General features: G+C 63.4%; 12 protein-coding genes and 1 pseudogene. 7 read left to right on the forward strand and 6 right to left on the reverse strand.

All coding sequences use genetic code 11. The annotated features are described in order from the left end of the window. Window positions 1-196: 196 nt before the first annotated feature. Window positions 197-883: a DUF6629 family protein gene (locus AC13C7_RS13310; RefSeq protein WP_482867767.1), complete on the forward strand. Its 687-nt coding sequence runs from the start codon at window positions 197-199 to the stop codon at window positions 881-883. A gap of 467 nt (window positions 884-1,350) precedes the next feature. Here the strand turns inward: AC13C7_RS13310 and AC13C7_RS13315 are convergent, their stop codons facing one another. Beyond that, window positions 1,351-1,587, reverse strand: coding sequence for a transposase (locus tag AC13C7_RS13315; protein ID WP_482867768.1), 237 nt, complete (start codon window positions 1,585-1,587; stop codon window positions 1,351-1,353). A gap of 78 nt (window positions 1,588-1,665) precedes the next feature. Continuing rightward, window positions 1,666-2,197 (reverse strand): annotated as a pseudogene (locus AC13C7_RS13320) (IS630 family transposase); the annotation flags it as partial. A 236-nt stretch (window positions 2,198-2,433) separates the two neighbouring features. Between AC13C7_RS13320 and AC13C7_RS13325 the strand changes: the two are divergent. The 5 genes from AC13C7_RS13325 to AC13C7_RS13345 are packed head-to-tail and all read left to right on the forward strand — an operon-like array spanning window position 2,434 to window position 7,033. Beyond that, window positions 2,434-2,925, forward strand: a complete 492-nt coding sequence (locus AC13C7_RS13325; RefSeq protein ID WP_482867769.1) for an OsmC-related (seleno)protein — start codon at window positions 2,434-2,436, stop codon at window positions 2,923-2,925. 31 nt (window positions 2,926-2,956) lie between these two features. Then, window positions 2,957-4,033, forward strand: coding sequence for a C4-dicarboxylate TRAP transporter substrate-binding protein (locus tag AC13C7_RS13330; protein WP_482867770.1), 1,077 nt, complete (start codon window positions 2,957-2,959; stop codon window positions 4,031-4,033). Beyond that, window positions 4,030-4,593 carry a TRAP transporter small permease subunit gene (locus AC13C7_RS13335; protein ID WP_482867771.1) on the forward strand — a complete coding sequence of 188 codons (564 nt, stop codon included), beginning with the start codon at window positions 4,030-4,032 and terminating at the stop codon, window positions 4,591-4,593. Before AC13C7_RS13330 ends, AC13C7_RS13335 begins: the two co-directional genes overlap by 4 nt. Beyond that, a complete protein-coding gene (locus tag AC13C7_RS13340; protein WP_482867772.1) occupies window positions 4,479-5,936 on the forward strand; it encodes a TRAP transporter large permease in 1,458 nt (485 codons plus the stop codon). The genes AC13C7_RS13335 and AC13C7_RS13340 overlap by 115 nt, the downstream gene beginning before the upstream one ends. An 11-nt stretch (window positions 5,937-5,947) precedes the next feature. Further along, window positions 5,948-7,033 carry a LacI family DNA-binding transcriptional regulator gene (locus AC13C7_RS13345; RefSeq protein ID WP_482867773.1) on the forward strand — a complete coding sequence of 362 codons (1,086 nt, stop codon included), beginning with the start codon at window positions 5,948-5,950 and terminating at the stop codon, window positions 7,031-7,033. Window positions 7,034-7,120: 87 nt separating this feature from the next. Here the strand turns inward: AC13C7_RS13345 and AC13C7_RS13350 are convergent, their stop codons facing one another. From AC13C7_RS13350 to AC13C7_RS13365, 4 genes are read right to left on the reverse strand one after another with little or no spacing between them, the layout of a single operon-like run. Continuing rightward, window positions 7,121-8,236: a Gfo/Idh/MocA family protein gene (locus AC13C7_RS13350; RefSeq protein ID WP_482867774.1), complete on the reverse strand. Its 1,116-nt coding sequence runs from the start codon at window positions 8,234-8,236 to the stop codon at window positions 7,121-7,123. 10 nt (window positions 8,237-8,246) lie between these two features. Next, window positions 8,247-9,755 carry a sugar ABC transporter ATP-binding protein gene (locus AC13C7_RS13355; protein WP_482867775.1) on the reverse strand — a complete coding sequence of 503 codons (1,509 nt, stop codon included), beginning with the start codon at window positions 9,753-9,755 and terminating at the stop codon, window positions 8,247-8,249. Window positions 9,756-9,757: 2 nt separating this feature from the next. Then, complete coding sequence (locus tag AC13C7_RS13360; protein ID WP_482867776.1) at window positions 9,758-10,729, reverse strand: ABC transporter permease; 972 nt, start codon at window positions 10,727-10,729, stop codon at window positions 9,758-9,760. Continuing rightward, window positions 10,726-11,679 carry an ABC transporter permease gene (locus AC13C7_RS13365; RefSeq protein WP_482867777.1) on the reverse strand — a complete coding sequence of 318 codons (954 nt, stop codon included), beginning with the start codon at window positions 11,677-11,679 and terminating at the stop codon, window positions 10,726-10,728. The genes AC13C7_RS13360 and AC13C7_RS13365 overlap by 4 nt, the downstream gene beginning before the upstream one ends. A 257-nt stretch (window positions 11,680-11,936) precedes the next feature. Between AC13C7_RS13365 and AC13C7_RS13370 the strand changes: the two genes are divergently transcribed. Further along, window positions 11,937-12,929, forward strand: a complete 993-nt coding sequence (locus tag AC13C7_RS13370; protein ID WP_482867778.1) for a sugar ABC transporter substrate-binding protein — start codon at window positions 11,937-11,939, stop codon at window positions 12,927-12,929. Window positions 12,930-12,966: the final 37 nt, after the last annotated feature.

Here is a 12,966-nt window from a genome sequence, read left to right on the forward strand (position 1 = left end):
CCGCGGCACAATCACGCCAACGCCCGCGCTGCCGTCATGCAAGGACGCGGCGGGTCGCGGATCATTACACGTCTCCGCGAGAACCGGTCTCGGGACTTCGGGACCACAGGTCGCAATTGGTTTCTTCCAGTTGCGTCGCCGGTGACTTAACCTTGCACAAGGGACCATCGAAGTGAACGGAACAGAGGGAAGCCAAATGTGTCTGTCTGCGCAAGTCAGTTTTGCCGCCAGTGTTTTTCTCGTCGGCGGCGGCACCGCCATTTCGATTGTGGCCTGGCGGCGCAACAAGCGCTATCTGCCGCTTGCCCTGATGCCGCTTTTCGCTGGCTTGCAGCAGTTTACCGAGGGCTTCGTCTGGGTCGGCATGAACGGAAACGATCCCCTGACGGTCTTGTGGGGGGCGATGGGGTTCATCTTCTTCACCTGGTTCATGTGGCCGATCTGGGTGCCGTTCTGCGTCTACGTGCTGGAACCGGATGACAGTCCGCGCAAGCGGTTGTTCCGCCTCATGGCGCTGATCGGGCTGGCCTTCGGGCTGTTGCTTTACATCCCGCACGGGCTGAACAGCGACATGGTCGTGGTCGAGATCAACAACCAGTCGCTGGCCTATGAAAGATCCATGTGGCTGGATTTCATGATGCCGCGCTGGCTGACCAACACCATCTATGTGACCCTCATCACCCTGCCGCCGGCGCTGTCGCACTACAAACATATGCGCCATTTCGCGCTGACCCTGGTGGCGGTGATCGTGGTTGACATCGCCTTCCTGCAATACGCCTATATCTCGTTCTTCTGCCTGCTGGCGGGACTGGCGACACTGCATCTGGTCTATATCATCCTGACAAACAAATGCGCCCGTGAGTGCCCCGAATTGTTCGCCTGACCCCCGCGTTCACATCGAACGCGGCTAACGGATAAACCGAGGAACGCCGCCAGATCGGTTGCTTCCGATGGTCGGGCACAAACCAACGCTGCACGCTGATGTTTGTTCTGATTTCCAACACCACCCGTTTGCGGCTAATGCGTTTGACGTGCTGAGGCGGACAAGGCTTCTTGGTACGCGACTTCACAAGAAAGCCATGTCTTTGACGTGTCAGCGTGACTTGCTCCCCTTTGAGTCCGCGTTGATAAGTTTGCGCTGTTCAGGAGGCGCAGCGCTCTTCGGCACTGAACACAACCGGTAGCTTTTGCCGTTCTGTAGGTTCGTGCAGGCATTGCTTCATGTCCGGCCGCTGGCACGTCGTCTCGAAAATGAACCGCAGCCCGAAAAGCCGGACGTTATGTATCGACGGGGTGGTTTTCGTGTCCGCCATCGGACCTTTCTGTCTGTTGATTGAGAGACCCCAATCGTCAGACAGGCACACCGGTTTCCAAAATGTCGGTCGTCACCGTCTTGCGGCTGCTGCCGTTGCGCCGGTTGGGGCCTCGGTTCTGGCCCTCAGGCGCTTCTTCTGCGCGCTCCTCGCCAAGATGCTCCTCCATCTCGCTCGTCAGCGCGCGTTCCGCCAACGCCTTCGTCAGTTCGGAAAGAATGCCTTCCTTGCCGAATAGATCGCCCGGCGAACGGCCTTCCATCAAACGGTCCAACAGGTCTTTGTCGATGCTTATACGTGGGTCTCCTTTCAGAGCAGTTACCACGCCAGAGCACAAAATTCAGGATAGTCCCTCTACGCACAACACGATAGCCCGGTTTGGCGGTGACAAATACAGACCCACGATGTCCTGCATCTTGTCCGCAAACAGCGGATCGGTTGAGAGTTTGAAGGTCTCGCTTCGGTGATGCTGCAGGCCGAAGGCATTCCATATCCGTCGGATCGTAGTGTGCGACAGGCCCGTCTCGGCGGCCATGCTTCGGATCGACCAGCGCGTGGCGTCCTTGGGTGTCGATTGCAGCGTGCGCTCGATCACCCCGGCCACCTGTTCATCCGACACCGTACGCGGGCGACCGGGGCGGTATTCGTCAGTGAGCCCTTCGATCCCGGTCCCGCACAAACCTTCTGCGCCATTCGCCGACTATATGCTCATGCACGCCAAGCCGCGCGGCCACCTCCTGACTGGGCAACCCATCGGCGCAGAGCAGGATCATCCGACAACGGTCTGACAGCGAACATGGCGCTTTGTGCCGCCGTACCTGACCTTCAAGAAAGTGGCGCTCATCTTCACTGAGCACCACCGCATCCGCAACTCGACCCACCATCTCATCATTTCCTGAAACCCCGTTCAATCAATGAGACGAATTACAGTTCCGGGTGACTAGGCCATGACCCGGTAAGTGCCGACCGCCCCTGCCCCGTTCTTCCGCCCGCCGCAAATCATAATTATCGATATTGGATTTCTTTCGCTTTGACAGGAGCGCCGGCAGCGCCCTAGCTTGCATATTGCTTGCGCAAACGTTTGTGCAAGCTCGTCAATCAAGACCCGAGGAGTGCAGAATTGGCCAGAAACACGATATTCGACGTGGAGTTTCGCTCCTACGGGGTCTGCGTGGGAAAGCTTCGCAACGAGGTCACGAACGAGGCGCTGACGCCGTTCCAAGTGCGGCGCATGCTGCCCACCGACGAAGGCCGGTTCCAGGGCGGCGAGAACACGGCGCCGACGCCGCTGGAATACTTTCTTACGGGCCTCGTCGGCTGCCTCATGACCCAGATCCGGGTGTTCGCCCGGCGGCTCTCGGTCGACGTGGCCGACCTGGAGGTCGGATGCAACGCGAAATGGGAGGCATTGCGCGACGCGGTCGGCCCCTACCAGGCCCGCCCGGTGGGCTTCGACATCAACATTTCGCTGATCTCGGACGCGCCGGAAGAGAAGGTGCAAGAACTGATCGCCGCCTCGAAACGGGCCTGCTTCGTCGAGGCGACCCTGGCCCAGGCCAATGACATCACCCACAGCCTTCGAATCAATGACGGCGACGCCGTCCGCATTTGAAGACCCAAGTTCAACCAAGGAGGAGACATCCATGAAACCGACTCTAAAGGCATATCTCGGCTATTCTACGGCCTTGGCCGCGATGATGGCAGCAGCACCCGCCGCCGCGCAGGAAACGATCGACGTGACGATCGTTTCCGGGTTTTCGCCTGCGGTGGCCGCGGTCAGGGTTCTGCAAGAGGAGTTCATGCCCGCCGTCGATGCGCGTCTTGCGGAAACAGGCACCTACGCCATCGACTGGCAAGAGGCATTTTCCGGGACGCTTGCACCCCCGGCAGGTGAACTGGAAGCGATCCAGGTCGGCCTTGCCGATATTGGCGTCATTCCGACGGCCTTCCACGCCGACCGGCTTCCGATCTACCAGATCGGCTACGTGACCCCGTTCACCACCGATGACCTTGTGCTGATTCACGAGGTCGTCGACGGGTTGGTCGAGGAATACCCGGCTTTCCGCGAAACCTGGCAGGATCTCAACCAGGTCAGCCTGTCGGTGAGCGGCATCCCGGATAACTACATCCTGTGCTCCTCCACTCCGGTGTCGAGCCTCGACGACATCGACGGGCTGAAGGTCGCGGGCGCAGGCCCCAACCTGCGCTGGATCGAACCGGCCGGTGCCACCGGCGTTACCGGAACGCTCGGCAATTTCTACCAGTTGGTCGAAACCGGCGTCGTCGATGCGATGCTGGTCTGGGGCGAGGCGGTGGTGTCGCTGCGCTTCTACGAGGTCTGCGACTACTATTTCGATGCGCAACTTGGCGGGGTGAACAGCTATGTCATCAACGTCAACCGCGACACCTGGGAAAGCTGGCCCGAGGAAGTGCAGGAGGCGATGACGCTTTCTGCACAGGACTACGGCATCGCCCTGGGCGAATTCGCGGCAGAGCTTGGCGCGCAGGCCCGCGACACCTTCATCGAGAACGGTGGCACCGTGACCGTGATCGACCCCGCCGAGCGGGACGAATGGGCCGCGACGCTGCCAAATATCGCGCAGGAATGGGTGGCATCGCTAGAGGCGCAGGGCGTTCCGGCGCAGGCGATCCTGACCGATTACATGGACGCCATGCGCGCCGCTGGCCAAACCGTCGCCCGCGATTGGGACGCCCAGTGAAGCGGACCGAAGATAAGTGGCTCGGGGGCGGTGACGCCCCCGAACCGGTCCCGCTGCTGACGCCGGTCACTTCGCTGATGAACGCGCTTGGCGCGGTGCTCGTGCTGGTCCTGATGGTGATCGTAAATATCGACGTGTTCGGCCGTTGGCTGATGGACTCCCCCTTGGCCGGAACACTGGAGCTCACCGAGATGGGTGTTGTCGCAGTGGTTTACCTGACGATCGCCCATGCCGTGGCGGGAAAGCGGCTGACCCGCTCCGACGCGCTGCTTGGCCTGCTGGACCGCCGCGGGTTTCTGCGGTCTGGCCTTGTCCTGCGCACCGCATTCAACCTCTTGGGCGGCGTGGTCTTCGGCCTCATCGCCATCGGCCAGGCGCCGCGCGTGGTGGACGCTTGGACGCGCGGCTATTTCAACGGGAATGTCGGGATCTTCACCGCGCCGACATGGCCGCTGGAAGCCATCCTGTTCCTTGGCGCGGTGGCCGCCTGCCTGCAATTCCTCGTGCTGGCCTTCCGGCGCTTGCGCGAATTGCGGACTTTGCGCGGAGGGGCGGTCTGATGGGTGGTCTGGAGATCGGTTTTCTGTCCGTCGGTGTCATCGTTCTGCTGATCTACTCGGGCATGCACGTGGCCATCGCGCTAAGCCTGGTGTCGTTTCTTTCCGTCACCTTGCAACGCAGCGATCCGGAGCTGGCCGTGCGCCTTCTGACTTTGGCCGCCTCCGATGCCGTGGCCGACCAGACCTTCGCCGTGATCCCCCTGTTCGTTCTCATGGGCATGATCATGAGCGCATCGGATGTCGGGCGCGACGCCTATGATGTGGGCGACCATTTTCTGGGCCGTTTGCGCGGCGGGCTTGGTCTGGCAACCGTCGCCTCCAACGCCGTGTTCGCGGCCGTGACCGGTGTCTCCATCGCATCAGCGGCGATCTTCACTCGTGTTGCGGTCCCTGAGATGCTGCGCCTTGGCTACAGCCCGCGTTTTGCCGTCGGCACCGTCGCGGGAAGTTCCGTCCTGGGCATGCTGATCCCGCCGAGCATCCTTCTGATCATCTTCGCGATCCTGACCGAACAATCCATCGGCATGATGTTCTTCGCCGGCATCGGCCCCGGAATCCTACTATCGGCAGTCTATTGTTTCGGGATCATTACCATGGCCTACCTGACCCCGTCTTTCGTCTATGACAGGAGTGGACGTTTCGCCAAGCCCGGCGCTGCGGACACGGTCGTTCATCGCGGCCCTGCCGAGATCGCTGCCAAATCGCTGCCCATCGTCTTCCTGATCACGGTCGTTCTAGGCGGGATATACGGCGGCATTTTCACCCCGACCGAGGCCGGGGCAGTCGGCTCTCTCGCGGCGCTGATCCTGGCGGTGGTGCGGCGCAAACTGTCTTGGGCAGGGTTCTGGAATGTCCTCAAGGAGACTGGTCACCTCACGGCGTCGGTCTGCTTCCTGGTCATCGCCGCGACGATGTATACGCGCTCGCTCGGCCTTGCCGGTGTCCCGGTCGAGATCGGAAACCTGGTGACGACGGCAACGCAGAGTTTCCTCTTGGTGGTGCTGGTCTACATCCTCGTCATCCTGTTCCTGGGAACGATCATCGATTCGGTGTCGATCATCCTGATCATGGTGCCGCTGTTCCTGCCCGTCATGCAGGGGTTCGGTGCCGATCCAATTTGGTTCGGCATAATCACAGTCATCGCTGTCGAGGTCGGGTTGCTCACGCCGCCCCTAGGTATGGCGTGTTTCGTGATCAAGGGGTGCCTGGAGGACAAGCGCATATCCCTTGCGGACGTGTTCTGGGGTGCAGTCCCGTTTGCGCTGATGATGATTTTCGTGCTTGCATTGCTGACCGCATTCCCCGATCTGGTCTATATCGACCGCTGGTTCGGGATGGGCTGATCGAGGACGACGTGTCAGACGAGGAAACGAACCCCGCAAACGGCCCCAGGCGCCCCGATTTCTGGGGCAGCGCGAAACGCACCCGCCTGGTCGATGTGGCACGGGCGGCCAGGGTCCACGCCTCTACCGTCTCGCGGGTTCTGAGCCACGATCGCAATGGCCGGGTCGGCGCGGAAACGGCGGAGCGGATCCGCGCCGTGGCGGCGGAACTCGGCTATGTGCCCAACGTCTCGGCGGCGGCGCTCAAGACACGCGCCAGCCGCCTGATCGGAGTGATCGTGCATGACATCGCCGACCCGGTCTACCCGCGCATCCTTAACGGGATAGAGGGGCGCCTGGCCACCGCGGGCTACATGGCCATCGTTGGCAATACCGGGTTCGACGTCGAGGCCGAAACAGACATGTTCGAACGGATGAGCGCACGGCTCGTCGATGGCGTGATACTGGGCACGACGCGGCTTCGCGACCCGGTGGTGCGGCGCGCTGACGAATTGGGGGTGCCGCTTGTCTCGGTGCTGCGCCGGTCCGAAGATCCGGTCTGCGCGGCGGTGGTCGACGACTGCCGCGTCGGTATGCACGCGCTTGCACAGGCGGTTGCGTCCGCCGGGCATCGTGACATCGGGGTCATCGCGGCGCCGCAACACCTGTCCAGTGGCAAGGAACGACTCGAAAGCCTGCTGGAGGGGTTGGCCGCACATGGCCTGCACGTCGCCCCGGACCGCATGGTCTTCGTGCCCCGCATGACCTCGCAGGAGGGAGCCGCCGCGACCGCGCAGCTTCTCAACCGGCGCAACAACCCGCCGAGCATCATCATGGCGGTCAACGACCGTGTGGCGCTCGGTGCTTTGCGGACGCTGCGCCAGGCGGGGTTGCGGTGCCCGCAGGACGTGTCGCTGACGGGCTACAACGAGACCCACCCGCTTGACCTTATCGACCCGCCGCTTGCCTCGGTCGCCATCGACCTCGAGGGCATTGGCGCCATGGCTGCCGACCGATTGCTTGCCCGGATCGAAACCCCGGACCTCCCCCGCAAGGTCGAACGGATCCTGCCAAGTCTGAGCCTGCGCGCGTCGTTGGGCACACCGACGGCACCGTAGCCGGGACACAAGCCCCGCTTGCCGCTCGACCGGCTGCGCCCGGTGTGGCGCAAGGGCACGGTCGCGCAATAGCGGCTATTCCTTCGCTCAGAGGTGCACCCAGGCACGGGCACGGTCGCTTTCCTGCATCGCCTCGATCGTGCGCTGCACCTCATGGGCTTCTCGGAAATCCGGCCCGCAGGTGCCTTGCCCGGCATGGGCCGTGATCAGTTCCGCCACCTCGATCACTTTCAGGTCGTTGAAGCCGAGGTGGTGGCCTGGCGCCGGGCAGAAGGCCCCGTAGGGCGGGTGCGCGGGCCCCGATTCGATACGGGTAAAGCCGCTGCGCCCCGGCGCGCCGGACCACAGCCGCAATTCGTTCATCCGTTCCTGGCTGAAGGCCAGCGCGCCCTTGGTGCCGGTGATTTCCCAGGACAGGTCCATGGTGCGGGCGGTGGCGGCCCAGTTGGCCTCGATACTGCCCGAGGCGCCGTTTTCGAAGCGCAGAAGCGCGTGGGTCATGTCATCGACCTCGACCGGCGCGCGTTCCTCGCTGCCCGCTGCCTTGGGCCGCGTGGGGAAGATCGTGCGGCAATCGGCCTGCACCTGCGTGATCGGCCCGAGCAGAAACCGCGCCATCGACGTGATGTGGCTGCCGATATCGGCCAGCGCCCCGCCCCCCGCCGGATCGGTGCGGAAGGAATGGGGCACGTCGGGGCTGGCCATGTAGTTTTCCGCATGGCGCCCGCGAAAGCCGGTGATCTCGCCGATCTCGCCGCTTGCGATGATCTCTTGCGCCAGCCGGATCATCGGGTTGCGCAGGAAGTTGAACCCGACCAACGTCGTTATCCCGGCGGCCTCTGCCGCGACGGTCATTTCCAAGCCTGAATCCGCCGTCGTGGACAGCGGCTTTTCGCAATAGACGGTCTTGCCCGCCGCGATGGCGGCCAGTGCGATCGGCGCGTGCAGGACATTGGGCGCGGTGATGGCGACGATGCCAACCTCGGGGTCGTCCACCAGCGCCTGCCAGTCTGCCGTCGAGCGCGCGAACCCGAGCGCGTCGGCCCCGCGCCTTGCCAGATCCTCGGTCGCGTCGGCCAGAATGCTCAACCGAGGCTCCAGTGGCAGGTCGAAGAGCGCGCCGACCGTGCGGAAGGCATTGGCATGACACCGCCCCATGAAACCCGACCCAACCAGCCCGATCCCGATGTCCTGCTTGCCCATCTTGATCCCCCTATTCCGCTGCCGGCCTCGCCAGGTGATGCGAGACCGCGTCGATCAGGCTTTCCTCGGTCATCGCCTCGCCCTCGAACTCGCCCACCAGGCGCCCCTCGGCCATGGTCAGCACCCGGTGGCTGACGCCCAGAACCTCTGGCATTTCGGACGAGATCACGATCACGGCGAGCCCCTTTTCGGCCAGGTCGGCGATCAGCGTGTGGATGGCCGATTTCGACCCCACGTCGATCCCACGCGTGGGTTCATCGAGGATGATCAGTTTCGGCCCGGCGCAAAGCCACTTGGCCAGCACGAATTTCTGCTGGTTGCCGCCCGACAGGGTCGAGACCGGCTGATCCGGCCCGGTGGTCTTGATCGACAGCGCCTGCTTGTAGTCGTCAAATGTCGCGCGTTCGCGGCCCCGGTCCAGAACCGTGCCGCGCGCGTAGCGCGACAGGTGCGGCAGGGTGGTGTTTTCCATCCCGCCCATCATCAGGACCAGCCCCTGTTCCTTGCGGTTTTCGGGCACCAGCGCCATGCCGAGGTCGATGGCCTGGCGCGGGGTCGGCAGCGGGATTTCCCTGCCCTCCCATGTCAGGGTGCCCCGGTCGGCCTTGCGGATACCGAAGATGGTTTCGACCACTTCCGACCGACCCGCGCCGACAAGGCCATAAAACCCCAGTACCTCACCCTGCCGGACGGAGAAGCTCACATCCTCGAACTGGCCCGCAAGGCTCAGCCCATCGACGCGCAGCACCTCGTCGCGGAAGGTGCTGTCGGCCTTGTGGAAATACGCCTCCAGCGTGCGTCCGATCATCATCCTTGTGACGGCGGTGGCGTCGGTGTCGCGCGTTTCCACCGTGCCCTGCACCTGACCGTCGCGCAGCACCGTGATACGGTCGGTCAGCTCGAAAATCTCATCCATCTTGTGAGAAATGTAGACGATCCCCACCCCTTGCGCCTGAAGCCCACGGATGGTGGTGAACAGCTGGTCCTTCTCGGTATCGGTCAACGAGGCCGTGGGTTCATCGAAGATCGCCACATTGGCGCTGAACGCCTGCGAACGCGCAATTTCCACCATCTGCTGCAAGGCGACCGACAGCGTGCCGACCCGTTCATCGGGGCCGAAGGTGCAGCCAAGGGCATCCAGCGCCGCCTGCGCGTCGCGGCGCAGCTTGCGCTTGTTCAGCACCCCAAGCGCGTTGGTGGGCCAGGCGCCGAGATAGATGTTTTCAGCCACCGACAGTTCCGGCGACAGCGACAATTCCTGATGGATCAGCAGGATACCCTTTTGCCGCGCCGCCAGCGGGTTGACGATCTGCACCTTCTGGCCCTGATAGATGATCTCGCCCGCGTCGGGGTGATAAATCCCGGCCAACACCTTCATCAGGGTGGATTTTCCGGCGCCGTTTTCGCCCACCAGCGCGTGGACCTCTCCGGGGCGGACATCGAAGCTGACCTGGTCGAGCGCGACGACGCCGGGAAAGGTCTTGGTGATGCCGGACAGGGTCAGGATCGGGTCGCTCATCGTCATACCTCCTGCCTGCTGAGCAGCTTGTCGATCAGCAGTGCAAGCACAAGAACCGTGCCCATCACCATCAATTCCACGTAATTGGGCGTGTTGAGCAGGCGCAGCCCGTTGCGCAGCACCGCCAGCGTCAGCACCCCGCCAATGGTCATCCACAGGCTGCCATAGCCGCCCTGTAGCCGGGTGCCGCCAAGCACCACGGCGATGATCGTCCACAGCTCCCACACCTTGCCGGCATTGGGCTCGGCGGTGCCAAGGCGCATCGACAAAAGGATGCCCGCGATGGCCGCCAGCGCGCCGCAAAGCGTGAAGTTGATGATCTTGTGGCGCTTGATGTTGATGCCCGCATCATGCGCCGCCTCGATATTGTCGCCGACAGCATAGGTCTCGCGCCCGTGCCGCGTGCTGGACAGCACCCACTGAAAGAACAGCGCCAGCCCGATGAAGATCATCGCGGTGAGGGACACCGGGCCAAGGTAGATCTCAGGGTATTCGGTATAGCTGAAATCGCCGACCATCAGCGCGTCTTCGCCGGTATAGATGAAGACCAGCCCGCGGATGCCGACCAGCCCGCCAAGCGTGACGATGAAGGAATGCATCCCCGACAGCGCCACCAGCGTGCCGTTGAGGAAACCTAGGCCCGCGCCCGACAGGAAGCCCACGAACACGGCGGGCCACACCCCGATATGGTCCTGCAAGCCGATGGCCAGCGCCGAGGCCAGCGCCAGGATCGCACCCACCGACAGGTCGATCTCGCCGTCGATCATCACCAGGGTCATGCCGATCGCAAGGATGCCGATGAAGGCCGCCTGGGTCAGCACGTTGCCCAGGTTGTTGACGGTCAGGAAATAGGGGCTGGCGGTGGAAAACACCACGACGGTCAGCGCCAGGAACACCCAGATATGGTTGCGCATCAGGATGCGGGCAATCCGGCCGTGACCGGCACCCCTCTTGATGGATGTGGTCACGCTCATGCCAGGATCCTCCCGCGTTTGGCGCCCAGGTCGATCCAGACCGCCAGGATGATGACCGCCCAGGTGACGAGCCATTGCACGTAATAGGGAAAGCCAAGGAGAAGCAGTCCGTTCTGGATAAAGCCGAGCATGGTGATGCCAAGCACCGTCCGCCAGATACTGCCCGATCCGCCAAGCAGCGAGGTGCCGCCGAGGATCACGCCGGCCAGCACGGTCAACTCATAGCCCTGCCCGATGGTGTTCTGCGCCCCCATCACCCGGCTGCCCATGATGATCGCGGCAATGGCCGTGGTCAGCCCCGACAACGCATAGGCCCAGAACACCGTCCAGGGTGCGGCGATGCCGGAAAAGCGGCTGGCGGTCTCGTTGCCGCCCACGGCGAAGACCTGACGCCCGAAGATGGTGCGCCCCAGGACGAAGGCCGCGATGGCGGCGGTGATGAGGAAGATCAGCGCCGGCACCGGCACGCCGAGGATATCGCCGCGTCCGAACACTCCGAACCATGTGGTCTGCGCGTTCTGGACATTCACGTTCGATCCGCCGGAATAGAACAGCACCAGCCCCTGCAGGAAAGACAGCATCGCCAGCGTCACGATCAGCGCATTAAGCCCGACGAGCCCCACCAGCACCCCGTTGAACATGCCCACGGCGACGCCCGCCGCCAGCGTGATCACGATGGCCATGCCGGGGCCGGCCACGTTGTGCTGATCGACCACGATCACCGTCAGCAGCGTCAGCAGCGACCCGACCGACAGGTCCAGCCGCCCGGTGATGACCACGAAGGTGACGCCCACGGCCATCACGCCGGTGATCGACACCTGCCGCAGCACGTCGAAGATATTGCCCGGCGTCAGGAACGCATCGGCGCTCAGCGCGACACCGAGCAGGAACAGCCCGAATCCCGCCAGAAGACCATGTCGGCGCAGAAACGCCTTCATCTCTGTCTGCATTGTCACGATTCCTCCCTGCGGTGAACGGTAGGCGACGGGTTCGGGCCGCCGACAGCGGCAATAAATCCATTCTGGATTTTCCATCGCGGAACCGGTCGGGACACAGTGTGTGGAAGAAAATCAGATTTGGACATGTCTCGCGTTGAATGGATTCGTCCGGCGCTCATGATCAAGGAGGCCAAAAGGGGCGCTGGCCGCGCCACGCCCCGATGCTATCAGGACAACCGAAAGCGCGCGGCGCGAATGGGAGGAATGACATGACCAATATGATGACAACGGGCCTCGGCCTTGCGGCGGCCGCCGCGATGACCGCCGGCATGGCCCTGGCGCAGGACGCGCCCGACTGGCTGGGGGGAGAGTTGCAGCAGCCGCTGTCGGAAACCCGGATCGGGATTACCGTCCTCTACCCCGGCTCCAACGCCTACCAGGCGATGTATGCGCAGGCCGCCGAGGAATACGCGGAGGAGCTTGGCATCCAGGCCACCGTGATGGACCCGCAGGGCGACCCGGCGGTGCAGTTCGACCAGATCCAGGACATGATTTCCCAAAACCCCGATGCGATCATTGTCTGGCCCACCTCGCAGAACGCACTGATTCCGGCGATCCGCTCGGCCTCGCGCGCGGGCATTCCGGTTGTGACGTCCAATTCGCCCATCGGCGAGGCGGGGCGGCGCTACATAGTCGGCCATACCGGCCCCGATGACTGCTTGCAGGCGCAACAGGCCGCCGACATGCTGGCCGATGCGCTGGATGGCGAAGGCAATATCGTGGTGGTGGAAGGCACGCCGGGCTACACCGTGTCGATCCTGCGCGGCAACTGCTTCCTCGACCGGATTGCAGATGCCTATCCGGGTATCAGCGTGCTTGACAGCCAGACGGCGGAATGGAACAGGGAACGCGCGCAGACCGTCATGGAAACCTTCCTGACCCAATACGGCGACCAGATCGACGGGGTCTATGCCTTCGACGATGGCATGGGGCTCGGCGTGATCAGCGCGTTGCAGGGCGCAGGTATGGAACCCGGCGATGTGGCCCTCGTGACCGCCAACCAGTTCGGCGAGGGCTGGGACGCGATGCAGGAAGGCTGGCACCAGGGGTCGAACAAGCAATCGCCCATCGATGACGCGATCCTCGCCATCCAGACCGCGATCCGCGTGGCCAACGGCATCGAAGTGCCGGAGCTTCAGGGCATCGAAACCCCGATGGTGACGCCCGAAAACGTGACCGAGTTCGAGCGTCCGACCTGGTAAGCCGACCCGGACCGAGACCAAGGGGCGCGCAGCCGGC

The sequence above is a fragment of the Alterinioella sp. B-7 genome (genome assembly GCF_056857775.1).